General features: G+C 58.6%; 26 protein-coding genes. 12 read left to right on the top strand and 14 right to left on the bottom strand.

The genetic code is table 11. From position 1 onward, the window contains the following. Positions 1-80: 80 nt before the first annotated feature. The 3 genes from pheT to QMP16_RS11820 all read left to right on the top strand — a co-directional run bounded on the left by pheT (position 81) and on the right by QMP16_RS11820 (position 4686). On the top strand, positions 81-2477 hold the full coding sequence (gene pheT, locus QMP16_RS11830; RefSeq protein WP_282152537.1) for a phenylalanine--tRNA ligase subunit beta: 2397 nt from the start codon (positions 81-83) through the stop codon (positions 2475-2477). Between the two features lie 81 nt (positions 2478-2558). Then, on the top strand, positions 2559-3005 hold the full coding sequence (locus tag QMP16_RS11825) for a YtoQ family protein (protein WP_282152536.1): 447 nt from the start codon (positions 2559-2561) through the stop codon (positions 3003-3005). A gap of 73 nt (positions 3006-3078) precedes the next feature. Continuing rightward, the gene (locus QMP16_RS11820) at positions 3079-4686 is read left to right on the top strand and encodes a GMC family oxidoreductase (protein WP_282152535.1); all 1608 of its coding nucleotides are present in this window, start codon (positions 3079-3081) and stop codon (positions 4684-4686) included. On the opposite strand, the gene QMP16_RS11815 is transcribed toward QMP16_RS11820, so the two are convergent. Next, positions 4667-5365, bottom strand: coding sequence for a glutathione S-transferase family protein (locus QMP16_RS11815; RefSeq protein ID WP_282152534.1), 699 nt, complete (start codon positions 5363-5365; stop codon positions 4667-4669). The genes QMP16_RS11820 and QMP16_RS11815 overlap by 20 nt on opposite strands. A 217-nt stretch (positions 5366-5582) precedes the next feature. On the opposite strand from QMP16_RS11815, the gene QMP16_RS11810 reads away from it, so the two are divergent. Further along, entirely contained in the window at positions 5583-6389 is an 807-nt protein-coding gene (locus tag QMP16_RS11810) for a mechanosensitive ion channel family protein (protein WP_282152533.1), read from the top strand. Positions 6390-6582: 193 nt separating this feature from the next. On the opposite strand, the gene ald is transcribed toward QMP16_RS11810, so the two are convergent. Continuing rightward, positions 6583-7701, bottom strand: a complete 1119-nt coding sequence (ald, locus tag QMP16_RS11805) for an alanine dehydrogenase (protein WP_282152532.1) — start codon at positions 7699-7701, stop codon at positions 6583-6585. A 138-nt stretch (positions 7702-7839) separates the two neighbouring features. Between ald and QMP16_RS11800 the strand changes: the two genes are divergently transcribed. Further along, the gene (locus tag QMP16_RS11800; RefSeq protein ID WP_058278916.1) at positions 7840-8298 is read left to right on the top strand and encodes an Lrp/AsnC family transcriptional regulator; all 459 of its coding nucleotides are present in this window, start codon (positions 7840-7842) and stop codon (positions 8296-8298) included. A gap of 3 nt (positions 8299-8301) precedes the next feature. Here the strand turns inward: QMP16_RS11800 and QMP16_RS11795 are convergent, their stop codons facing one another. Then, positions 8302-9141, bottom strand: a complete 840-nt coding sequence (locus QMP16_RS11795) for a CPBP family intramembrane glutamic endopeptidase (protein WP_282152531.1) — start codon at positions 9139-9141, stop codon at positions 8302-8304. A gap of 289 nt (positions 9142-9430) precedes the next feature. On the opposite strand from QMP16_RS11795, the gene ppk2 reads away from it, so the two are divergent. Next, entirely contained in the window at positions 9431-10348 is a 918-nt protein-coding gene (ppk2, locus tag QMP16_RS11790; RefSeq protein ID WP_282152530.1) for a polyphosphate kinase 2, read from the top strand. 60 nt (positions 10349-10408) lie between these two features. On the opposite strand, the gene QMP16_RS11785 is transcribed toward ppk2, so the two are convergent. Beyond that, positions 10409-11584, bottom strand: a complete 1176-nt coding sequence (locus QMP16_RS11785; RefSeq protein WP_282152529.1) for a CAP domain-containing protein — start codon at positions 11582-11584, stop codon at positions 10409-10411. A 293-nt stretch (positions 11585-11877) separates the two neighbouring features. Beyond that, positions 11878-12084, bottom strand: coding sequence for a 30S ribosomal protein S21 (gene rpsU, locus QMP16_RS11780; protein WP_005614280.1), 207 nt, complete (start codon positions 12082-12084; stop codon positions 11878-11880). A 111-nt stretch (positions 12085-12195) separates the two neighbouring features. Between rpsU and QMP16_RS11775 the strand changes: the two genes are divergently transcribed. After that, on the top strand, positions 12196-12888 hold the full coding sequence (locus QMP16_RS11775) for a COQ9 family protein (protein WP_282152528.1): 693 nt from the start codon (positions 12196-12198) through the stop codon (positions 12886-12888). Between the two features lie 55 nt (positions 12889-12943). Continuing rightward, the gene (locus QMP16_RS11770; protein ID WP_282152527.1) at positions 12944-13930 is read left to right on the top strand and encodes an NAD(P)H-quinone oxidoreductase; all 987 of its coding nucleotides are present in this window, start codon (positions 12944-12946) and stop codon (positions 13928-13930) included. Positions 13931-13965: 35 nt separating this feature from the next. On the opposite strand, the gene QMP16_RS11765 is transcribed toward QMP16_RS11770, so the two are convergent. Further along, positions 13966-14823 carry a DUF2189 domain-containing protein gene (locus QMP16_RS11765; RefSeq protein WP_109313012.1) on the bottom strand — a complete coding sequence of 286 codons (858 nt, stop codon included), beginning with the start codon at positions 14821-14823 and terminating at the stop codon, positions 13966-13968. A gap of 191 nt (positions 14824-15014) precedes the next feature. Here QMP16_RS11765 and QMP16_RS11760 point away from each other — a divergent pair, with 191 nt between their 5' ends. Continuing rightward, positions 15015-15998 carry a quinone oxidoreductase family protein gene (locus QMP16_RS11760; protein ID WP_113792005.1) on the top strand — a complete coding sequence of 328 codons (984 nt, stop codon included), beginning with the start codon at positions 15015-15017 and terminating at the stop codon, positions 15996-15998. An 82-nt stretch (positions 15999-16080) separates the two neighbouring features. Here the strand turns inward: QMP16_RS11760 and QMP16_RS11755 are convergent, their stop codons facing one another. The 8 genes from QMP16_RS11755 to QMP16_RS11720 form a co-directional block, all read right to left on the bottom strand. Then, positions 16081-16554 (bottom strand): YHS domain-containing (seleno)protein, encoded by a 474-nt coding sequence (locus QMP16_RS11755; RefSeq protein WP_058273690.1) that lies wholly within the window; start codon positions 16552-16554, stop codon positions 16081-16083. Positions 16555-16749: 195 nt separating this feature from the next. Beyond that, complete coding sequence (locus tag QMP16_RS11750) at positions 16750-17016, bottom strand: hypothetical protein (protein ID WP_282152526.1); 267 nt, start codon at positions 17014-17016, stop codon at positions 16750-16752. After that, on the bottom strand, positions 17013-17618 hold the full coding sequence (gene plsY, locus QMP16_RS11745) for a glycerol-3-phosphate 1-O-acyltransferase PlsY (protein ID WP_282152525.1): 606 nt from the start codon (positions 17616-17618) through the stop codon (positions 17013-17015). Before plsY ends, QMP16_RS11750 begins: the two co-directional genes overlap by 4 nt. Further along, entirely contained in the window at positions 17618-18898 is a 1281-nt protein-coding gene (gene pyrC, locus QMP16_RS11740) for a dihydroorotase (protein WP_282152524.1), read from the bottom strand. Before pyrC ends, plsY begins: the two co-directional genes overlap by 1 nt. Further along, positions 18895-19281 carry a hypothetical protein gene (locus tag QMP16_RS11735; RefSeq protein WP_282152523.1) on the bottom strand — a complete coding sequence of 129 codons (387 nt, stop codon included), beginning with the start codon at positions 19279-19281 and terminating at the stop codon, positions 18895-18897. Before QMP16_RS11735 ends, pyrC begins: the two co-directional genes overlap by 4 nt. After that, positions 19266-19784, bottom strand: coding sequence for a hypothetical protein (locus tag QMP16_RS11730; RefSeq protein ID WP_282152522.1), 519 nt, complete (start codon positions 19782-19784; stop codon positions 19266-19268). Before QMP16_RS11730 ends, QMP16_RS11735 begins: the two co-directional genes overlap by 16 nt. Then, on the bottom strand, positions 19781-20716 hold the full coding sequence (locus tag QMP16_RS11725; RefSeq protein ID WP_170562579.1) for an aspartate carbamoyltransferase catalytic subunit: 936 nt from the start codon (positions 20714-20716) through the stop codon (positions 19781-19783). Before QMP16_RS11725 ends, QMP16_RS11730 begins: the two co-directional genes overlap by 4 nt. A 71-nt stretch (positions 20717-20787) precedes the next feature. After that, positions 20788-21378 (bottom strand): scavenger receptor class F, member 2, encoded by a 591-nt coding sequence (locus QMP16_RS11720; RefSeq protein ID WP_282152521.1) that lies wholly within the window; start codon positions 21376-21378, stop codon positions 20788-20790. 97 nt (positions 21379-21475) lie between these two features. Here QMP16_RS11720 and QMP16_RS11715 point away from each other — a divergent pair, with 97 nt between their 5' ends. The 3 genes from QMP16_RS11715 to QMP16_RS11705 are packed head-to-tail and all read left to right on the top strand — an operon-like array spanning position 21476 to position 23456. After that, a complete protein-coding gene (locus tag QMP16_RS11715) occupies positions 21476-22243 on the top strand; it encodes a uracil-DNA glycosylase (protein ID WP_282152520.1) in 768 nt (255 codons plus the stop codon). After that, positions 22240-22839 (top strand): metallophosphoesterase family protein, encoded by a 600-nt coding sequence (locus QMP16_RS11710; RefSeq protein WP_282152519.1) that lies wholly within the window; start codon positions 22240-22242, stop codon positions 22837-22839. Before QMP16_RS11715 ends, QMP16_RS11710 begins: the two co-directional genes overlap by 4 nt. After that, positions 22836-23456: a LysE family translocator gene (locus tag QMP16_RS11705; protein ID WP_282152518.1), complete on the top strand. Its 621-nt coding sequence runs from the start codon at positions 22836-22838 to the stop codon at positions 23454-23456. The genes QMP16_RS11710 and QMP16_RS11705 overlap by 4 nt, the downstream gene beginning before the upstream one ends. The last annotated feature ends 3 nt before the right edge of the window (positions 23457-23459 follow it).

Genomic DNA, 23459 nt, shown 5'->3' with positions numbered 1-23459 from the left:
GCCCCCCGCACCCTCTTTCCCCTGTCCGCAATATCCGTTAAACGCGGTCTGACCCTAGATTTACTGGCGGATACCGACCGATGAAATTCACTCTTTCCTGGCTGAAAGACCTCCTCGACACCGATGCGTCGGTGGATGAGATTGCAGAGACGCTGACCGATCTTGGACTGGAAGTCGAAGAGATCGTGAACCCTGCGGACCGTCTGGCAGGCTTTACGCTGGGCTATGTGAAGCACGCGGAAAAGCACCCGGATGCGGATAAGCTGCGCGTTTGCACGGTCGCGACTGACGAAGGCGATCTGCAGATCATCTGCGGCGCACCCAACGCACGCGAAGGTATCACGGTCGTGGTCTGTAAGCCGGGCATGTATATCCCCGGTCTGGATCTGACGATCAGCGTGGGCAAGATCCGCGGCGTCGAAAGCTTTGGCATGATGGCCTCGGAGCGGGAGCTGGAGCTGTCAGAAGAACATGACGGCATCATCGAGCTGCCCTCGGGCAAAGTCGGCGACAAATTCGTCGACTGGTTGGCCGAGAACGAGCCGGCAAAAGTTGATACGATGATCGAAATCGCCATCACGCCGAACCGCCCCGACGCGCTGGGCGTGGCCGGGATCGCTCGCGATTTGGCTGCACGTGGCGTCGGTACGCTGAAAGAACGCGGCTATACACCGGTGCCGGGTGAGTTCGAAAGCCCGATCAAGGTGACGATCGACGAGGATACGCTGGACGGTGCGCCGCATTTCACCGGCCGCCTGATCAAAGGAGTCAAGAATGGCCCCAGCCCGCAATGGCTGCAGGATCAGTTGAAGGCAATTGGCCTGCGTCCGATCTCGGCGTTGGTGGATATCACCAACTATATGACGTTCGACCAGAATCGCCCGCTGCACGTTTTCGATGCGGACAAGGTGCAGGGCAACCTGCGCGTTCACCGTGCCAAGGGCGGTGAAAAGCTGGTTGCGCTGGACGAGAAAGAATACACTCTGCAGCCCGGTATGATGGTGATTTCGGACGATAAGGGCCCGGAGTCGATTGCCGGGATCATGGGCGGTGAGGAAACTGGTTGTACCGAGGACACCGTGAATGTGTTCCTTGAAAGCGCGTTTTGGGATTATGTGCAGATCGCGTTGACCGGCCGTGCGCTTAAGATCAACTCGGACGCGCGTTATCGGTTCGAACGTGGCGTGGACCCTGAATACACGCTGGAAGGGTTAGAACATGCGACGCAGATGATCCTGGATATCTGCGGTGGCGAAGCCTCGAAAGTGGTCGAAGCTGGCAAGGCACCGGATCACTCGCGCGCTTACAAGCTGGACGCTGAACGCGTGCAGTCGCTGGTGGGCATGGATATTCCGGAAAGCGAGCAACGCCAGACCCTGACCCGTTTGGGCTTCCGTCTGGAAGGCGAGATGGCCCATGTCCCCAGCTGGCGTCCCGATATCATGGGCGAAGCCGATCTGGTGGAAGAGGTCGCGCGTATCGCATCCCTGACCAAATTGCAGGGCAAGCCGCTGCCGCGTGTGACGGATGGTATTCCCAAGGCGGTGATGACCCCGTCGCAGCGACGTCAGTCGATGGCGCGTCGCACTTGTGCGGCGCTGGGGTACAATGAATGCGTCAGCTATACATTCATCGATCAGGCTTCGGCTGCCTTGTTCGGTGGCGGGGATGAAGCGACGCAGTTGGAAAATCCGATCTCGTCCGAGATGAGCCATATGCGCCCGGATCTGCTGCCCGGTCTGCTGCAGGCCGCCGCCCGTAATCAGGCGCGAGGGTATGCAGATGTCGCGCTGTTCGAGGTTGGCCCGGTTTTCCATGACGGCGAACCTGGCGATCAGAAAACCCAGATTACCGGGCTGCTTGTCGGTCGCAACGGCCCCAAGGACGTGCACGGTGCCTCACGCCCAGTTGACGTGTTCGATGCCAAAGCAGATGCCGAGGCCGTGCTGACGGCCATTGGTGCACCCGCCAAGGTGCAGGTCCTGCGCGACGGTGACGCCTGGTGGCATCCGGGTCGTCACGGCAAAATTTGTCTGGGTCCCAAAAAGGTGTTGGGTGTCTTTGGCGAACTGCATCCACAGGTGTTGCAGGCGATGGACATCAAAGGCCCGGCGATGGCCTTCACCATCTGGCCAGAAGAGGTGCCTCTGCCGCGTAAATCCGGCGCTACCCGCGCCGCGCTTGAACTGCGTGATTTGCAGGCGGTCGAGCGTGACTTTGCATTCGTCGTCGACGAGAGCGTCGAGGCGCTGACATTGGTGAACGCCGCAGCCGGCGCCGACAAAGCTCTGGTCGAGGACGTCCGCGTCTTTGACGAATTCATTGGCGGCAGCCTGGGTGAAGGCAAGAAATCACTGGCCATCACCGTGCGCCTGCAGCCGACGGATGCGACGCTGAAGGAAAAAGACATCGAAGCGGTGGCCGAAAAGATCATCGCCAAGGTTACCAAGGCAACAGGCGGTACATTACGCGGTTGATGCTTGGCCGCCGCTGGCGGGAGTGTTTTTGAAAAGATGAGGGGGCGGTCGCGCCCTTTCTGTTTTTGCGGAGTACAAAAGATGCTGAACGTTTACCTATCTGGCGAAATCCACACCGACTGGCGGGAACAGATCATTGAGGGTGCTCAAGGTTTGGATGTCACTTTCAACAGTCCGATCACCGATCACGCGGCCAGCGACGATTGCGGTGTGGCCATTCTGGGGGCCGAGCCGAACAAGTATTGGCATGACCACAAGGGCGCGATGGTCAACGCGATCCGCACGCGCAAGGGTATTGCGGATGCCGATGTGGTCGTGGTCCGGTTCGGCGAGAAGTACAAACAGTGGAATGCAGCCTTCGATGCGGGTTATGCTGCGGCTTTGGGAAAGTCCTTGATTGTGCTGCACGGTCCTGATCACCAGCACGCGCTTAAAGAAGTGGACGCTGCGGCGCTGGCTGTGGCCGAGCATCCGGGCCAAGTGGTTGATGTGCTGCGCTATGTTCTGACGGGCGCCCTGCCAAAATAGCTCACGCTACGTTCCGCTTGCCTGATTTCAAAGCGCTTTCTACCGTCTGATAGGGCAGTGGGGGAGAGCAGCCATGGAATTCGATTACGTCATCGTGGGCGGCGGGTCCGCTGGTTGTGTGATGGCCGCGCGGCTGAGCGAACAACCAGACACAAGCGTTTGCCTGATCGAAGCGGGCGGGGCGGGTGAGGATCTGGTGATCCGGGCTCCGGCCTTGGTGGCGGCCATGGTGTCGGGGCGACCCAAGCTGAATAATTGGGCCTTTCAAACGGTGCGCCAGCCCGGGTTGAATGGTCGGAAAGGGTTTCAGCCACGCGGCAAAGCGCTGGGGGGCTCATCGGCGATCAATGCCATGCTTTACGTGCGTGGTCATCCCAGCGACTATGATGAATGGGCGGATTTGGGGTGTGAAGGTTGGAATTGGAAGAATGTCCTGCCTTACTTCCGCAAGACCGAGGGCAATGCGCGCGGTGCGGATGATCTGCATGGCGGCGGCGGCCCTTTGCATGTATCGGACCAGTCTGAGCCGCGTGCCATCTCTCATGCGTTTGTCGAGGCCTGCGGTCAGCAACAGATTCGCAAGACAAAGGATTTCAACGGGCCGACACAGGAAGGCGCGGGCCTGTATCAGGTCACGCAGTTCCACGACGGGGCGCATAAGGGTGAACGCTGCTCGGCAGCTGCGGCCTATTTGCGGGACGTCAAATCGCGGCCGAACCTGACAATCATGACAGGGGCAGAAGCCCAGAAGATCCTTTTTGACAAAAAGCGCGCAACCGGGGTTTTGCTGCGTCAGAAAGGTAAGGCCGTCGAGGTTCGCGCCCGCCGTGAAGTCATCCTTTCGGGGGGTGCTTTTGGTTCGCCACAATTACTGATGTTGTCCGGCATCGGGCCCGAGGCCGAGTTGAAACAGCACGGTATTCCTGTTCTGCACGACTTGCCCGGCGTTGGTCAGAATCTGCAGGACCATCTGGACTATGTCCTCAGCTATCATTCGAAACGTAAGGATGTCATCGGGCTGACCCCGGGCGGGCTATGGAACCTGGCTAAGGCGGGGTTGGCCTGGCGCCGCACTGGAGAGGGGCTGTTTGCGACTCCCTTTGCCGAAGGCGGCGCGTTCTTCAAATCTGATCCATCCGTTTCCAAACCGGATCTTCAACTGCACTTTGTTGTCGGAATCGTTGACGACCACATGCGCAAGATTCACTTGCCGCACGGGTATTCGTGCCATGTCTGTGTGTTGCGCCCGTTCAGCAGGGGCAGCGTTGGGCTAACCTCGGACCGGGCAGGAGAGCCTCCGCGTATTGATCCGGCTTATCTCAGCGATGACCGCGATCTGGATCTGTTGAAGCGCGGGGCTCGTATCATGGAATCAATTCTCGAATCCGAACCGCTGGAACCCTGGCGCGAAAAGCGACTCTATGCCCATGACGGCAGTGATCAGGCCTTGGAGGCTGATATCCGCAGCCGTGCCGACACGATCTATCACCCGGTAGGCACCTGCAAGATGGGGATCGACGATATGGCCGTTGTCGATACCGAAGGTCGGGTTCATGGGGTCGAGGGGCTGCGGTTGGTGGACGCATCGGTCATGCCGACTTTGGTCGGCGGCAATACCAATGCGCCCACTATCATGATTGCCGAAAAGGTCGCCGAAGCAATCAGTCCCGGGGCGGCGTAACCAGGCCTTTTTGCACCGCGGGTCGCTCTAGGAACCGGTCAAGATAGGCCACCAGATTGGCGTGGTCTTCCCAGCCGACAAGGTCGTGGGCATTGTAGAATTCGAGCCCGCGCAGCCACGGCGCGATTGCGATATCGGCAATCGAATAGTCTCCGGCAATCCAATCCTGACCTTCAAGCTGTTGGTTCAGGACATTCAGCAGTCGCTTGGCCTCGTTCACGTAGCGTTCGCGGGGGCGCGGGTCTTCGATCTCGCTGCCTGCGAATTTGTGAAAATAGCCCAGTTGCCCGAACATCGGACCGATGCCGCCCATCTGGAACATCACCCATTGGATCACGCGATACTTGTCGGCTTTGGTCTGACCCAGAAACTTGCCGCTTTTCTCGGCGAGATATATCAGGATCGCTCCGCTTTCGAACAGACCAATGGGTTCTCCGTCCGGACCATTGGGGTCGATGATCGCCGGGATTTTATTGTTGGGATTCAATGACAGGAATTCGGGGCTTTTGACATCCGAGTCTGACAGCGTAACCCGATGGGCTTCATAGGACAGGCCGGTTTCTTCCAGCATGATTGACGCTTTGACGCCGTTCGGCGTGGGGAAAGAATAGAGCTGAATCCTGTCGGGAAACTGCGCAGGCCAGCGTGCCGTTATCGGGTGAGAGGCGGTATCCAGCATGGGGGGCTCCTGTCATGGGTTGCGTGCAATAGGTAGGTACAATTGCCCAGTCTTGCCAGTATCCGGGCTGTGCATACAAGGTCAGGGGCTGTGTACGTGAGAACAACGGGGAAAACCTGCGTATCTCACACCTAGACCGAAGCGCGCTTATGGATCACTATTCCGGCAATCCCGCGCTGAGAGACGCGGGTTTGCCGTGAATCGAAAGGAGATGCGCGTGGATGATATCGTAACACAGGTGGGTGCCTATGCCCCACTGATCATAAGCGCAGTCAAAGCGCTGGTAGTACTGATCCTTGGATGGATCATTGCTGGTGCCATTGCCGGTGTAGTCCGGCGCCGGATCAATGCGACACCGCATATTGATCAGACGCTTGGGAATTTCGTCGCCAGTCTGGTGAAATGGGTCATATTGGCAATGGTACTGGTTGCAGTGCTGGGCATCTTTGGCATTCAGGCGACAAGCATCGTCGCCATTTTGGGTGCTGCTTCTCTGGCCATCGGTTTGGCTCTTCAGGGAACGCTGAGCGATCTTGCTGCGGGCGTTATGCTGGTCGTCTTCCGCCCCTACAAGCTGGGTCAGTATGTCGATATCGGCGGCACCGCAGGCACTGTAAAGGATCTGAACCTGTTCACGACCGAGCTGGTGACGCCGGATAACGTTCAGATCATCGTTCCCAACGGACAATCCTGGGGATCGATCATCACGAACTACTCGGCGCATGACACGCGGCGTGTCGATCTGGTGTTCGGCATTGATTACGGTGATAGCGCTGATGAGGCGATGAAGATCATTCTGGATGTGGCAAAGGCCGATGACCGTATCCACAGTGATCCGGAACCTTGGGCGCGTGTGACAAATTTGGGTGACAGCTCGGTCGATCTGACGGCGCGCCTGTGGTGCGCGGCCGCGGACTATTGGGATGTGAAGTTCGACCTGACCAAAACCGTGAAGGAAGCGTTTGACGCCAAAGGCGTTTCGATTCCCTACCCGCATTCTGTGGAAATTCACAAAGAAGGGTAAATGCTCCCGCCCGTCGCGCGGGCATTGGAAATGCTCTCCTCCGGTTGGGCCCGGCGCCGGGCTTTAGCGCGGCGTTTTTTTGTTGGTGCAAAAGTCGTTCGATCAAAAGAAAAGCGGCGCGCCAAAGGCGCGCCGCCATGCCCAACGCTGTAAAGCCGCCGCTTCAGCGGCTACTTTCAGGGGCGGGAGTGCTTTAGGCGTTGACGATTGCCTCGGGCGAGACAACATCCAGACCCAGCGCCGTTCCAACAGCTTCGTAGGTCAGCTGACCGGCATGGACGTTCAGACCTGCCAGCAAATGCGGATCGTCCTGACATGCTTTCTTCCAGCCTTTACCCGCCAGCGCCAGCAGGAACGGCATGGTTGCGTTACCCAATGCGATGGTCGAGGTCCGAGCAACCGCGCCCGGCATGTTGGCAACGCAGTAGTGCATGACGCCGTCCACATCATAGATCGGATCGGCATGGGTGGTCGCTTTGGAGGTTTCAAAGCAGCCGCCCTGGTCGATCGCAACGTCAACCAGTACCGCACCGGGTTTCATGGTAGACAGCTGCGCGCGCGAGATCAGCTTGGGTGCCGCGGCGCCCGGGATCAGAACCGCACCGATGACCATGTCCGCTTCCTGGATCAGCTCGGCCGTGGCGCCAGCTGTCGAGTACTGGCTTTTGAAGGTGCCGCCGAAGACGTCGTCGAGATAACGCAGGCGTGGCAGAGACCGGTCTAGAACGGTGACATCAGCGCCCATGCCGGCCGCGATCTTGGCTGCGTGCGTGCCAACAACGCCGCCGCCGATCACGATGACTTTGGCCGGGCCAACACCGGGAACGCCACCCATCAGAACACCGCGGCCGCCATTGGCCTTCTGCAAGGTCCACGAACCGACCTGAGGTGCCAGACGACCGGCGACTTCGGACATCGGCGCCAACAGCGGCAGGCCGCCGTTGCGGTCGGTTACGGTCTCATAGGCAATCGCGGTGCAGCCCGACGCCAGCAGGTCGTGGGTCTGGTCTGGATCGGGTGCCAGGTGCAGGTAGGTGAACAGCAGCTGGCCTTCACGCAGCATCTTGCGCTCGACCGCCTGAGGTTCTTTGACCTTTACGATCATGTCCGCGGTCGCAAAAACTTCTTCTGCGGTGTCGACGATGCGCGCACCTGCGGCAACATACGAGTCGTTGTCAAAGCCGGAACCCATGCCGGCATTGGTTTCAATGATGACCTCGTGGCCGCGCGCAACAGCTTCTTGCGCAGCGTTGGGGGTCATGCCAACACGGAATTCCTGGGGTTTGATTTCCTTGGGGCAACCGATTTTCATTTCTCGCTCCTCCATTCATAAACTGCCCAAATTATGTGCAATTCGGGATGCAATTTCTGTGAAACTCTGCCCGTCATTTGGGTTTTCTTTGCGAGAATCTTCGGTATTATTAGAATTTCTTGCAAAGGACTTGCGCCAATGAGCCTTGATACGACCGATAGAAAGATTCTGGCCGCCCTGCAGAGAAACGGCAGGATGTCGAATGCCGAGCTGTCAGATCAGGTGAATCTGTCGCCGTCGGCATGTCACCGGCGGGTCCAACGGCTTGAGGCCGAAGGGTACATTCGAAACTATGTGGCGTTGCTGGACGCACGCAAGATGAACGTCCCGACCACCGTGTTTGTTGAGATCACCTTGCAGGGGCAAGCCGAAGAGCTTTTGGATGCGTTCGAAAAAGCGGTGGCGCGTATTCCCGACGTTCTGGAGTGTCATCTTATGGCGGGGACGGCGGACTATATTCTGAAGGTTGTCGCCGAGAACACCGAGGATTTCGCCCGAATTCACCGTCAGTACCTGTCGCGTTTGCCCGGCGTAGCGCAAATGCAAAGCTCATTTGCTTTGCGCACCGTGTTCAAGACGACGGCCTTGCCGGTGTGACCGTCAGGCCGGTGTCGGGTAGGTGAACAGGATCAGATGCACGGCATTGAAGCCGAAATGCATCAGAACGGGCACCCACAACCGACCGGTCGTATAAAACCCCAAGCCACAGGCCGCACCAAGAATCGCGGCATAAGCGACCAGGGCCGGACCGCCCGGAAAATGAGCGAGACCAAACAGCAGGCCGGCCAGAGATACGCCAAGTGCTGCACCAAGTTTGGACGCAATAAGCGACTGCAAGTACCCGCGGAAAAAAGCCTCTTCCGTCAAGCAGGTCAGAAACAGGTTCGACAATGCAAAAATCAGCCACCAAGGCGGCAGGCTGAGCTCTGGCCGGATGGCCTGCGCGGCCAGCCCAACGGCGAAGAGGGCGGGCAAGGTCGCAAGGCCCACCAGCAACGGTGTTCTCCGGACAGGTCTCGCTGAATCGGTCATTCCCGGCCAGGCCAGCAAGACCGCGAACAGCACCATTGGCTTGTCCAGATTCAAGTACATTGAAAACGCCGAACTGCCCGGCCCGGCGTAGACCCGGTCCAGCACCAGCAGGTTTTGAAATCCGGGCACGAGATGCGCGCCCAATGCAAGACACCAGCCGATCAACATGACGTGGCCAACCGCCGCGCCGGTGCCTGTAAGATGGTTCAGGGCCGCAGCCCCCAGCAATCCGGCAGCAACAATTCCAACAGCCAAAGGCGTGACCAGCCCCAGGGCGAGGGCGGCAAGACCAAACACCAACAGCAGCGTCAGGCCAAGTTGCCGTCGGCCCGAGGCCGCACTGATCATGCCGGCGACCAGTATGGACCAGGGCCATATCAATGGCAAAAGTGATACAAAATGCGCCACGGCTCTCTCATGTATTCAGGTGCGTATTGATGCCGTCGGACAACCCCAAATGGCAAGGCCGTGCAAGGATCAGTCTTTGCCTAACTGCTGGCGTTGCGTCAAATCGGACGCTTGTATCCAGGCGCAGGTCGGTTCAATTATAGGAATGACCGAACGTCTGCCTGTTTTACGGCCCCGCACCAACTTGAAATTGAACCGGCGCGGAGCGTTCATCAATTATATCTGATGACATCAGGCGGTCACACTCTCTGGGTATGGTCGGAACCCGTTGACTGATAAGGAGCAGATCTTGGCTTACCAAAACAATGATGCCCCAAAAGACTGGCTGGAAGCCGAGCTCGAAGACACGCTGGACGAAGATTTCGAAATCGAATTCAGCGAGCCGATGCTGTCGATGGAAGTTCGCAAGATCTATAAGGAACAGCATCCGGACATGCTGGACCGCAAGGTCTATTTCCAGAACTTGCTGCGATTGCAGGCCGAACTGATCAGGGTTCAGGATTGGGTTCAACACACCGGTGCCAAAGTGTGCATCCTGTTCGAAGGTCGCGACAGTGCCGGTAAAGGGGGGGTAATCAAGCGGATTACCCAGCGCCTGAACCCGCGTGTTGCACGTGTGGTTGCGTTGCCCGCACCCAGTCGCAGGGAACAAAGCCAGTGGTATTTCCAACGCTACGTGCCGCATCTGCCAGCAGCTGGCGAAATCGTTCTGTTCGACCGGTCCTGGTACAACCGTGCGGGCGTCGAACGGGTCATGGGTTTTGCCAGTGAAGATCAGGTCGAACAGTTCTTTCAGGACGTTCCCGAATTCGAACGGATGCTGGTGCGGTCGGGGATCATCCTGCTGAAATATTGGTTCTCGATCACCGACGAAGAACAGCAGTTGAGATTCCTGATGCGCATTCACGATCCGATGAAACAGTGGAAGCTGTCCCCGATGGATCTGGAATCGCGCATTCGGTGGGAATCCTATACCAAGGCCAAAGAGGATATGTTGTTCCGCACGAACATTCCCGAAGCGCCCTGGTACATCGTCGAAGGCAATGACAAAAAGCGCGAGCGCCTGAATTGTATTGAACACCTGCTGACCAAGATCCCGTATTCGGATGTGCCGCAGGAAAAGGTCGATCTGCCGGATCGAAAGTACAACCCGGAATATGAACGCCGGATTCTGCCGGACGATCTGTATGTTCCAAAAGTCTATTGAACTGTTGAAGTGGAATTTGGTGCGAGGCAGGGTCGCCCCCGCCCCGCACCGTAGTATCCGTTAAGCGGCGTCCATCATGCAGTCGAAATCATAATAGTTGAACACAAAGACATCACCTGAATTGTCCCCGGTCATGTCAGAGCAAGTCTCAACATCGTCCACAGGATTGTCATCGCCGGTCATCACCATATCGAAATCGTCGGTTTCGGGTTCCGCATCGGCATAGTCCGTGTCGTTCCAATCAAACTGGTCGAACTGCGCCTGAATCGATTGGACGAATGTCCGGATCTCGGCAAGAAACTCCTGAACGTCAAAACAGGCAAACTCTTCGGGTTCTTCCGTTCCGGGCGTTTCGGCCACCGGTTCCTCGGGCTCGGTAACTTCTGGGTCAGGTACTTCGGCCACAGGCTCCTCGGGCTCGGTAACTTCGGGGTCAGGTACTTCGGCCACAGGCTCCTCGGGCTCGGTAACTTCGGGGTCAGGTACTTCGGCCACCGGTTCCTCGGGTTCGGTAACTTCAGGGTCAGGTACTTCGGCCACCGGTTCCTCGGGTTCGGTAACTTCAGGGTCAGGCACTTCGGCCACCGGTTCCTCGGGTTCGGTAACTTCAGGGTCAGGCACTTCGGCCACCGGTTCCTCGGGCTCGGTAACTTCGGGGTCAGGTACTTCGGCCACCGGTTCCTCAGGCTCGGTAACCTCGGGTTCTGGCACTTCGGCAACCGGCTCTTCGGGCTGCGGGGTTTCTTCAACCGGTGGCGTCGGCGGAGTGGCAGAGCCGTTGTCCAGCATGACTTCACCCTGGGTGGCAGCAAAGTTCTGCGTCACCATCACAGCGTCAAAACCTTGCATGTCGCCGGTTTCAATGCCGATTCCGATATATTTGAAATCCGGGTTCAGAATATTGGCGCGGTGACCGGGGCTGTTCATCAGGTTCTGATGAAGTTGGGCGACGTCATCGCTGATGCCTGGCGCGCCGCGCTCGGATTGCCAGGCGATGTTTTCACCTGACCGCCAGTTGCCCGAGAAGTCGAACCCGGCCATTTCCATCCGCTGCGTGGCGCTGGAACCACCCGAGCCGGTGTGGCTGAACCTGTCAGTTTCCAGCATCCATTCACTGTGATCCTCGGACGAGTCGTTCAGCCGCGTTTCAAGCTGTAGGGGGTCCAGCCCGCGGGATGTGCGCTCTTGGTTAATCAGCGCCAGCATTTCTTGTTCGATACTACTTGCAGTCGACATTTTTGCCTCCGATTGGTTTTTTGTCGTGGTAGACGGCGCCAGTTACAAAGGCTCGATACGGCCTTCATAGGGATGGCGTGTTCAGAGGCGAGTTTTGGCGGGTCAGTGCTACCGCCACGGGATTCGCTGCGCTGCAAAATGCCGGGCAAAATGTTGCTGAGGGGGAAATGGCAGCTTGTCGCGCGTGGGCGGCCCGAGTCGGCATAAATCATCCGACCCTAAAAACGACAAACCCCCGGGCGATGCCTCGGGGGTCGTCAAATAGTGTCATCCAAAGCTGGACGAGCGAGGTTTTAGAGCAAACCTTCGCGCTGTGCTTTCTTACGTGCCAGTTTACGGGCACGGCGGATCGCTTCAGCTTTCTCGCGCGCTTTTTTCTCGGACGGTTTCTCGAAATGTTGCTTGAGCTTCATTTCGCGGAACACGCCTTCGCGCTGCAGCTTTTTCTTCAGGGCACGAAGCGCCTGATCGACGTTATTGTCGCGAACACTAACCTGCATGTGGTTGTCACCACCTTTCTAGATAGAGTTGCAAGGAAATTGCAGGAATTGGCCGTATAGCAAAGCCGTTCTATCTTGTCTAGTACTGGTCCCCAGAACCGGAGAACCGCCATGACCACCACATATGAAGACACCAAGCAGCAGTTGTTGGACGCGATTTTGATCCATGTGCCGTTTGACGGCTGGTCCGAAGCCAGCTTTCGTGCAGCTATCTTAGATTGCAATATGGATGACACGCTGGCGCGCGCGATTTGCCCCCGTGGCGCGGTTGATCTGGCACTGGCCTTTCACGCGCGCGGCGACGCGGCGATGGAGGATCGGCTGAAGTCGTCGGACCTGAGCGAGTTGAAGTTCCGCGAGCGAATCGCCGCTGCAGTTCGGTTCCGGCTTGAGGCGGTTCCGGACAAAGAGCTTGTTCGCCGGGGTATGACGTTGTTCTCGCTGCCCACCCACGCAGCCGATGGGGCAAGCGCCTTGTGGCAGACCTGCGATCTGATCTGGGACACGCTGGGCGATTCCTCGGAAGACGTGAACTGGTACACGAAACGGGCGACGTTGTCGGGCGTCTATTCCTCGACTCTGCTGTTCTGGCTGGGCGACGATTCCCCCGATCACCAGAAAACCTGGGAGTTTCTGGATCGGCGGATAGACAACGTCATGCAGTTCGAAAAGATCAAGGCGCAGGTGAATGACAACCCGTTGTTCAAACCGTTTTTGGCGGTGCCGAACTGGTTGGCTGGTCAGGTAAAAGCGCCGACAAAGATACGGGCTGATTTGCCGGGTATGTTGAACCCGCGCAAGTAAGCGTCTGGGCCTTCCAGAAATTGCCTGCTAGGCATTGGGCAAAGGAGATTTGCCCATGACCCAGATGATGCGCGCTGTCGAAATCACCAAACCCGGTGGTCCGGATGTTCTGCAACTGACGGAACGCCCGGTGCCGGAACCACAAGCCGGGCAGGTGATCCTGAAAGTGGCCTATGCTGGTGTGAACCGCCCGGACGCGCTGCAGCGTGCCGGGGCCTATGATCCGCCGCAAGGTGCCAGCGATTTGCCGGGGCTTGAAGCATCGGGTGAGGTTGTTGCCGTTGGTGCCGGGGTCGAAGGTCTGGCCATTGGCGATCAGGTCTGTGCCTTGCTGCCCGGTGGCGGATATGCGGAATATGTGGCCACACCCGCTGCGCATTGTCTGCCAGTTCCTTCGGGAATGGGGATGAAAGAGGCCGCGTGCCTGCCCGAAACCTTCTTTACTGTGTGGTCCAACGTTTTCACGCGCGGCGGTCTGAAGGCAGGTGAGCGTTTTCTGGTGCATGGCGGGTCCAGCGGAATTGGCACGACAGCGATCCAGCTGGCGAATGCGTTCGGCGCTCGGGTGTTTGCAACTGCGGGGTCGGCTGAAAAATGCGAGGCTTGTGTGAAGCTTGGAGCAGAGAAGGCGATCAATTACCGGGACGAGGACTTCGTAGGCGTCATGCGCGCCGAAGGTGGGGCGAACCTGATCCTCGACATGGTCGGCGGCGATTACATCCCCCGCAACGTCAAAGCCCTGGCCGAAGATGGGCGTCTGGTTCAGATCGCCTTCCTGCAAGGTCCGAAGGTCGAGTTGAACTTTGCGATGATGATGGTCAAACGCCTGACCCTGACTGGCAGCACCTTGCGTCCGCAAAGCGATCTGGCAAAAGCAAAGATAGCGCAGGATCTGCGCGAGGCTGTTTGGCCGTTGCTGGAGGCTGGGAAGGTGGCCCCCGTCATGGACAGTGAGTTTGATCTGGCCGAGGCGGCAGCTGCCCATGCGCGGATGGAAAGCTCGGGCCATATCGGCAAGATTGTTCTCAAGGTCGCTGGTTAAAACTCTGGCGCGGGTATATCCCGCGCTTTTTTCGATCAGACCACTGCACGGCGGTAAAGATGCCAGGTTGCATGGCCCAGGACTGGCATGACAACGATCAGCCCCAGTAGCATCGGGATGGCTCCGATGATCAACAGGGCCGCTACGATGAACCCCCATGCCAAAATCACACCGGGGTTATGCCGCAACACCCGGACCGACGTCACGACCGCCACAGGCAGACCGACCGGACGGTCCAACAGCAATGGAAAGCTGACGACGCTCATGGCCAATGCGACCAGCGCAAATAGAAACCCGATCGCATTGCCGAAAATGATCATGGACCAGCCTGCGCCCGTTGTGAATACCTGAGTCACGAAAGCCCCGAGTGAGGTGGGCAGATCAGGCCCAAGCGTATGTACATAGATGCTCTGCGCGACCATCAGCCAAATCAGCAGCAGCATGACCAGATAGAACCCCAAGGCCAGAATTGCACCGAAGGACGGGGACCGGAAGACGCCCAAGGCGTCCAGCCAATGGACCTCGCCGCCTTGCTCGCGTTTGCGGCTGATTTCGTAAAGGCCCACGGCTGCTATCGGACCGACTAGTGCGAAACCCATGATCAGCGGTGCCAGAAGGGGAACCATGTTGCGATTAAGGCCGAACCCGAACATCAGCAGACCTGCGATCGGGTAAACCAGTATGATGAAAATCGCATCCGCCCGTGTTTCCAGAAAATCATTGTACCCGGCCTGCAAACAGGCCTTCAGGTCCTGCATCGTCAGTGTTTGCACCTGCGGCAGATGCCGGGTGTCCGCGCTGCCGATGTGGTGCACGCTTTCGGTAATATGATCGCCGGTCGCGCCGATGTTTCGGGCGGCCCAACTGATCGGATTTCCTATTGTTTTGGCCATCTTGATCCCCTCCCTTTGCCAGTGCGCAACGGGTTGAATCCGGCGTTGGTTGCCTTTGGCCGGACCAGCCGGCAACGCTCAGACCCCAGTATAGCACAGTTTTTCGCGCTGTGGTTGCGTGGCGGCAAAAACCTTCCAATTGCCCTGTTTCGCAGGCGTGTTAGCTTGGCGTCAGGCAACAGGAGGTCAGCATGCAGCAAACGGCAAGAACCGTCGTCATTCACGAACACGGCGGCCCCGAAGTTCTAAAGATCGAAGATCGGCCCTTGGGCGATCCCGGACCCGGCGAGGTTCGCATCCGCCACCGGGCCTGTGGGTTGAACTTCATTGATGTCTATCAGCGCACCGGGTTGTACCCGATGGATTTACCGCACGCGCTGGGCATGGAAGCGGCAGGTGTGATTGAAGCTGTTGGCGAAGGTGTTACCCATCTGAAACCGGGCCAGCGCGCGGCCTATGCCGCAGCTCCCGCCGGGGCCTATTGCGAGGCGCGCGTAATGCCAGCGGCGCAGGTATGTCCGTTGTCCGAAGGGATTTCTTTTGACGCGGCTGCGGCGATGATGCTCAAGGGGATGACGGTCGAGTATCTGTTTCACCGGACAACGCCATTGAAACGGGGTGACACGGTTCTGTTTCACGCGGCTGCCGGTGGCGTTGGTTTGATTGCCTGCCAATGGGCCAAGTCCGAGGGCATCACCCTGATCGGAACAGCCGGGACAGACGAAAAATGCAGCCTCGCGCAGTTCAATGGGGCTGCGCATTGCATCAATTACCGTACCGAGAACTTTGCCGAGCGTGTGGCCGAAATCACCGGCGGCAAAGGTGTGGATGTGGTCATGGATTCCATCGGCGCGGACACGTTCAATGGCTCGCTGGACTGCCTGAAACCCTTGGGAATGATGATCTCATTCGGCAATGCCTCAGGTCCGGTCCCGTTGATGGATATCGGTATTTTGGGTAAGAAAGGTTCCTTGAAAATCACCCGACCCACCCTGTTTACTCATATCGCCGACCCTTCCGTCTGTCAGGCAATGGCACGGCGGCTGTTCGGCAAGGTTGAGGGCGGCGAGGTCAAAATCCACATCGATCAGCGGTTCCCGTTGGATCAGGTGGCCGAGGCGCATCGAGTTCTTGAAGCGCGTCAGACCACAGGCAGCACGGTTCTTGAACCGTAAGACCGACTCGTTGGTGTTTGATCTTGAATCGAAAAGCGGCGGCAGAATACTCTGCCGCCGCCTATTTGGGGAATGTCAGAAATTATTGCTGCAGTTCCGCCGGTGTTTTATCCGCGATGGTTTCCCAATTGGCGCTGGCTTGTTCGACAAAACCAGGGATGTCACCTTCCCAGCGCTGCTGGATGTCTTGCGACAGGTTCAGGTACAGCTTGTTGTCAACGATCTTCCAATAGGTCGGGTCACCGTCAAACTTGAAGCCCATCGCAGCGCCGAATGCGCAGTAGCCGCCATATGCAGGCAGGTAGGCCTCGGGGTTTTCTTCGAACGCGGCTTTGTTTTCTTCATTGGCAAAGCGATACATTGCGTCGTTGTGCAGTGTGGTGATGCGGTAGTCACCTTTGGTCGGCTCGCCAGCGGTGAAGTAGGCAACGGGATCATAGCCCTGCATGGCCAGACCGGTCGAGCTTGCGTTCAGTTCAACACCAGCGGCCAGAGCCGAGCTTGCAATGGCAACAGACAGAGCGACGCCGCCGATAAGAGATTTGAACTTGTTCATTGTTTTCACCTTTCGTGAAGGGGCCGCCACGTGGCGCAGAAAATTGCGCCCAGACAACCCAAGAGTTTTTTTGTCCGTGAGACCCGCAATTGGTCGTCACGGAACCCAAGTGGGCAGGCGGCCCATCACGTTCAAAGCAATCAATTGTGAATGTGCAGGGGCGAAGAGGCACTGTTCACAAATGCAGGGTAGGCCTTAGGTATCGGGCGCGAAATCCAAAACGAATTCGGTGACTTTTTCCGCGGGCATTTCGCAGGGGCGAAGAAGAGATCCACGTTTGGTCAAATAAAGGTTCAGGCTGATGTAGTCGCTGCCGTCCAGTGCGCGTGCGGCAAGTTTCTGGGACTTGCCGCCGGAAAATTCCGTTCGACTGACGATATACCGCCTGCCGTGGGCATGCCCGGTCGATGACCCCTTGGGGATAGCAAAAAAGGCGGTCAGGAAGGCGTCCGAGGCGCTCAAGACTGTCCGATTTTTGGTTCAGTTCCGGATTTGATGCGGGCAATATTCGCGCCGTGGCGCCAATAGACCAACAAGGTCAGGACGCCAGCCAGTAGCAGCGTTTGCGAACCTGTCAGCAGAAGAGCCCAAATGGTGGACGTTGCCGCCGCCGCAAGCGCCGCAAGGGATGAGATGCGCCAGATTGCGGCTGCAACCAGCCAGGTCAGGCAACAGGCCACACCGACGCGCCAGTCCAACGCCAGCCAGATACCCAGGAACGTGGCGACCCCTTTGCCGCCCTTAAATCCCAGCCAAACCGGAAAGCAATGGCCCAAAAGTGCGGCCAGCGCCGCAATCTGCGCGGCATCCTCGCCCGCTAGGGCACGCGCCACCAGAACGGCAACCCCGCCTTTTGCGGCGTCGAAAATCAGGGTCAGGGCCGCGGCGGTCTTGTTGCCCGTCCGCAGAACATTGGTTGCGCCGATATTGCCCGAACCGATGTTGCGCAGATTGCCCAAGCCCATCACCTTGGCCAGGACCATGCCAAACGGGATCGACCCCATCAGATACCCAAAGGTTGCCCAGAGGATCAGCTGGGTCGTTGTACTGTCAATGACGGGCATCAGGGTCTCCGGTAAACTTCTTGGCCTGCAACGAAAGTTGCGGTGACCTTACCCTGCATCCGCTGGCCGTCAAACGGTGTGTTCTGCGATTTCGATTTCAGCGAGAACCGGTCCAGCACAAAGGGCACATCCGGGTCAAACAGCACCAGATCCGCAGGCGCGCCTTCGGACAGACGACCACTGTTCAGCCCTAGTCGTTTTGCCGGGTTCAGGGCCATTGCGCGGAACAGTGTCGGCAGGTCCAACTGCCCGGCATGATACAGACGCAAGGCGGCGGGCAGCAGTGTTTCCAGCGCCACCGCGCCGGAGGCCGCCTCTTCAAACGGCAGGCGTTTGCTTTCCTCATCTTGAGGCGTGTGCATGGAGCTGATCGTATCAATCAGGCCGGTCCGCACCGCTTCGATCACCGCTTGCCGGTCATCCTCGGAGCGCAGCGGCGGTTTGACTTTGAAGAAGGTGCGATAGTCGGCCACGTCCAGCTCATTCAGGGTCAGGTGGTGGATTGACGTACCTGCGGTGATGTCCAGACCGTTGCGTTTTGCGCGCTCAAGCGCGGGCAGGGCGCGGGCAGTGGTGATTTGGTCAGCGTGATAGGTGGCCCCGGTCATCTCAAGCAAGGCGATGTCGCGATCCAGCCCCATCCGCTCGGCCATTGGCGAAACAGCGGGCAGGCCGCGCAGCACGGCGAACTTACCACTGGTGGCTGCGGCACCATTGCTGAGGATGGATTCTTGCGGGTGAGCAATGACCAGCGCGCCGCAGGCTCTGGCATAGGTCAGGGCGCGGGAAAACACCTTGGTGTTGGCGATCACGTGATCACAATCGGTGAAGGCCACGGCACCCGCATCCTGCAGGAACCCGATCTCAGTCATCTCGCGGCCTTCGCGACTTTTGGTCAACGCGGCCATTGGAAGGACGTTGACCGGCGTGTCGGCCTGAGCCCGGCGTGTGACGAACTCCAGACTTTCCGGCGTGTCGATGGCAGGGCTGGTATCGGGGCGCGTCACGATCGTGGTCACGCCACCGGCGGCGGCGGCCAGACCGGCGGATTTATAGCTTTCCTTGTGCCGCTCACCCGGTTCACAGACCTTGACGCCGATATCGACGATACCGGGGGCAAGGCATTGCCCACCACAATCGACGACCTGCGCCGCAGACGCCGGAGCAACCCCTTCGCCGCGCGCAGTAATCCTACCATCGGTTACATGTAGCCAGCCAGGGCTGTCGGTGCCGGTTTCCGGGTCGATCAGGCGGGCGTTGGTGAAAATAGTGTTGTTCATCCCATTGCCCTTTCGATGGCGGCTTTGGTGGCTGCGGGGTCAGCCTGATACTTGATCAGATGCTTGTCGCCACCCTTGGTGACGATCTGGACAAAACTGCCCATGAGGTTGACCGCCTCTATCTGGTTCAGCGCCACATTGCGCGGGCCGGGGCCGGTTAGGGAGGTTTCCGTCATCTGCCATGTGGTGGTCAGTTCTTCTGAGGCCAGGTACCATGCGCGAAAGGCAACCGCGGCAAGACCCGCGGGTGCCCCGGTCCAGACATAGGGGTTACCGACCAGCCACAGCACGATCATCGCGACAGCCATGGCCCCGGCGGCCAGCCATGTATTCGTGCGGATATAAGCGCCTTTGTCGGGGGTGAAGGTCACAGGATCAGCCACAGGATGCCTCCGATGACCACCAGCGCCACCACTGCCAGCATGGCCGACCCAATACGGCCGGGTTTGTCGTCCTTTGGCGGGGTTTGCGGGGCCGAGAACGGTTTCGCGCTTTCTGCTTTAATTGCTCCACCGGTCCAGTTTGTCGCCTCTTCAGTGTAAAGGCCAATCAGGTGCACTTTGGGGTCCGGTCGCAAAGTGGCGGCACGTCCCTGAAACGCAGCACTGCGCACGACCATGACCCAGCCTTCAGTGCTTTCCAACGCTGCCCGGTCCAGCTGATCTTTAGGGACGCCGCACCCTTCGTTGAGAAAGCCAAAAAGACCCAGTTCCTCGAGGTCCGAGACAGGAAATACGTCGATCTGGGTCAGATCCAGACCCTCGACACCCAGAATCTGGTCTGCCGCCCCGGGTTCGTGCAGGAACTTTGCCTCTTCCGGGCGCATGCCGAGTTGAAATAAGCGCAGGACGCCGTGTTCATGTGGGGCGACGTTCAGATCACTCATGCGGCCTCACCAAGGTTGCGGGCCAGCAGTTCCATTGCGGCCATACGAACGGCGACGCCCATTTCGACCTGTTCCTGAATAACGGACCGGTTGATGTCGTCTGCCAGTGTTCCGTCAATCTCGACCCCGCGATTCATCGGACCGGGGTGCATGACGATGGCGTCGGGTTTGGCCTGTGCCAGTTTCGCAGCGTCGAGGCCATAGCGGTGGTAGTATTCCCGCTCCGACGGGATAAAGCCGCCGTCCATCCGCTCTTTCTGGAGGCGCAGCATCATGACGACGTCGACGTCCTTTAGACCTTCATTCATGTCGTCGTAAATTTCGGCCCCAAAATCTGCGAATTGCGACGGAACCAATGTCGGCGGCCCGATCAGGCGAATGCGGTTTTCCATTTTGCCCAGCAGGATCAGGTTTGACCGGGCAACGCGGGAATGAGCGACATCGCCGCAGATCGCAATGTTCAGCCGGTGCAGGCGACCCTTGGCGCGGCGAATGGTCAGCGCGTCCAGCAGAGCTTGCGTCGGGTGTTCGTGCTTGCCATCGCCGGCATTCAGCACCGCGCAATTCACCTTCTGCGCCAGCAGGTCAACCGCGCCGGAATGCGGATGGCGCACCACCAACAAATCGGGGTGCATCGCATTCAGCGTCATCGCTGTGTCGATCAGCGTCTCGCCCTTTTTGATCGAGCTGGCCTGCATCGCCATATTCATCACGTCCGCACCCAGCCGCTTGCCTGCGATTTCGAAACTGGCCTGCGTGCGGGTTGAGTTCTCGAAGAACATGTTGATTTGCGTCAGCCCAGACAGAACGTCGGAATGCTTGGTCGACTGGCGGTTCATGTCGACGTATTTCTCGGCCAGGTCGAGAATGGCAGTAATATCGGATTGCGACAGGTGCTCGATGCCAAGAAGGTGACGATGGGCGAAACGCATTGGCGGGCTCCTGTCTGACAATCGCGCCGCTTATAAGAAGCCGCGCTGCGCAAGGCAACCTAAGGTTCGGTTCACTCGGGCAGTTTCTCGCATCCGCCTTCGGGCAGGCACTGTTCGCCGGGCTTGCACCACTTACCATATCCGCAGTCGACGGCCTTGACGGGAACACAGCCCTGGTTTTTGGAACACTTGAACCCCTGACGGCACTGTGATCCGGTTTTTTCGCAAAGATACCAGCCGGGGCGTGAACATCCGCCACCCGGCAGGCAAGACGATCCGGATCCGCAAATGCGACCGTCGTCGCATGTCAGTGAAGGCAGTTCCAGAATGTCAGGCGTGTTACGCTCGCATTCGCCACGGGCATTGCAGATGCTGCCGCCGGGGCAGTCTAGACGCGACCTGCACTTATTTTGCCCCGCTGGTGCGCATCGGGTGCCGCCTGCCACGCAGCGCTCGAATGGGCCGCAGGTTCTGCCGCCACCGCAATAGGTGCCGCCCAGCGGAATGCAGTTCCCGTCAAAGCTGCATCTTTGGCCACCCGAACAGCAGGTACTGCCGCATTTGAACTGACCGGCACGGCACTGCCCGTACCGGTCTTGAAACTGCGCAGAGGCCGGGCCGCTGAGCATGGTCAGCAGCAAACTGATGAGAAAGAATCGCAATACACACAACATGAATACGCCAATGGTCGGTGCGACGGACCGACCAATCAAGGCCTATTCGCTTTCCCTCGTTCAAAAGGTGGTTAGATTGAGGGGTATGGAATCGGCTTTGGACTATCATACTGCCCGTGCTCTGCTGGAATGGCAGATCGAGCTGGGTGCGACGGATGCGATCGGTGATGCACCGGTGGATCGCTATGCGCTGCCAGATACGGCGCCAAAAGCCAAGAAACCCGCAAAGGCCCAAACCGCACCAGAAAAACCAAAGCAGGTTGATCCGGTGGCGGTTGCGAAATCTGCGGCACAGTCTGCCGGGTCGCTGGATCAGCTACGGGCGGCCATGGACGCGTTTGACCATTGCGAGTTGAAGCGCGGTGCGCGGCAGTTGGTCTTTGCCGACGGCACCCCGGGTTCGCGGGTGATGATTATCGGAGAGGCTCCGGGCCGGGATGAGGACCGCGAGGGCAAGCCCTTTGTCGGACGCGCCGGGCAGTTGTTGGACCGGATGCTGGCGGCGATTAATCTCAATCGGACCGAAAACGTCTATATCACCAACGTCCTGCCGTGGCGCCCACCGCAGAACCGGGATCCCAAGCCCGAAGAGATTGGCATGTTGAAGCCGTTTCTGGAACGGCACGTGGCCTTGGCTAAACCCGAGGTTCTGGTGGTGATGGGCAATATCAGCTGTCAGGCTGTTCTGGGTAAACGGGGGATCACACGGCTTCGGGGTCAGTGGGATCAGGCGATGGACATGCCGGTTATCCCGATGTTCCACCCGGCTTATTTGCTACGTCAACCGCAGATGAAGCGGCAGGCATGGGCTGATTTGCTGGAGCTCAAAGCAAGGCTGGAGGGCAAGGCATGAAAATCCTCGCATTCTCGGACCTGCATATGGCGCGAAACCGTGCCGCAGACGTTGTTGCAGCCAGCGATGAGGCCGATCTGGTGATCGGAGCCGGAGATTATTGCAACATGCGGCAAGGTCTGGATGACGCGATGGCGATGCTCTCTGGTATCAATGCGCCGTTGGTTCTGGTTCCCGGCAATGCTGAAAGTGCAGGTGAACTAGCTGACGCTGCGCCCGAAGGTGTGCACGTTCTACACGGGACAGGCATGACTGTGGATGGGCTGCGTCTGTTTGGCCTTGGTTACGGAGTGCCGGTGACGCCATTCGGTGAGTGGTCCTGCGATCTGTCGGACCCTGAAGCGGCTGAGTTGCTGGATCGTTGCGAAGGAGCTGACATCCTGATCGCGCATTCTCCGCCCAAGGGTCACGGCGATCTTACATCGACGGGTGATGCGGTAGGATCGGTGGCGGTCCGTGACGCAATCGAGCGGTTGCAGCCGCAATTTGCCCTTTGTGGCCATATCCATGACAGCTGGGGTTACCGAGGCGCAATCGGCGTGACGCAGATCGCCAATCTTGGCCCCACGGTAAATTGGTTCGAGGTCACCACGTGATTGAAACAGTTACGCTGCTGGCGTTTATCCCGGCCGCAATCGCCCTGAATCTGACCCCCGGGGCGGACATGATGTTCTGCTTTGGGCAGGGTCTGAGGTGCGGGGCGCGGCCTGCAATCGCCGCCAGCGCAGGTATTTCCGTCGGATCGATGGTTCACGTTCTGGTAGCGGGTCTCGGTCTAGGAGCGGCTGTGGCCACGATGCCCTGGCTGTTCGATGTGATCCGCTGGATGGGCGTTGCTTATCTGCTGTGTTTCGCCTGGGGGGCGTTTCGGAACGGGGCGGTCTCTGCGGATGCTCCCTCCGGTCCCACCCAATTGGCATTCCGGGACGGGCTGGTGGTGAACCTGACCAACCCCAAGGTAATTCTGTTCGTACTGGCTTTTATCCCGCAGTTCGTGAACCCGGCGGCCGGTTCGATCCTGCTGCAGTTCCTGATTCTCGGATCCATCATTGCGCTGGGCGGATTTGTGGTGAATGGGCTAGTGGGAATTTTTGCCGGTGGTGCGGGGCGGGTGCTGATCGCGAACCCGCGCGCCTCACGCATCATGGGCTGGGTGACCGGAGGGATTTTCACAGTCCTCGCGATCCGGCTTGCCATCTTGGAAAGGGCCTGAGGA

The organism is Ruegeria atlantica, from assembly GCF_947495585.1.
Lineage (GTDB): Bacteria > Pseudomonadota > Alphaproteobacteria > Rhodobacterales > Rhodobacteraceae > Ruegeria > Ruegeria atlantica_G.
Note: the sequence above shows the minus strand (reverse complement) of the source record. Positions and strands in the feature narration are given on the sequence as shown.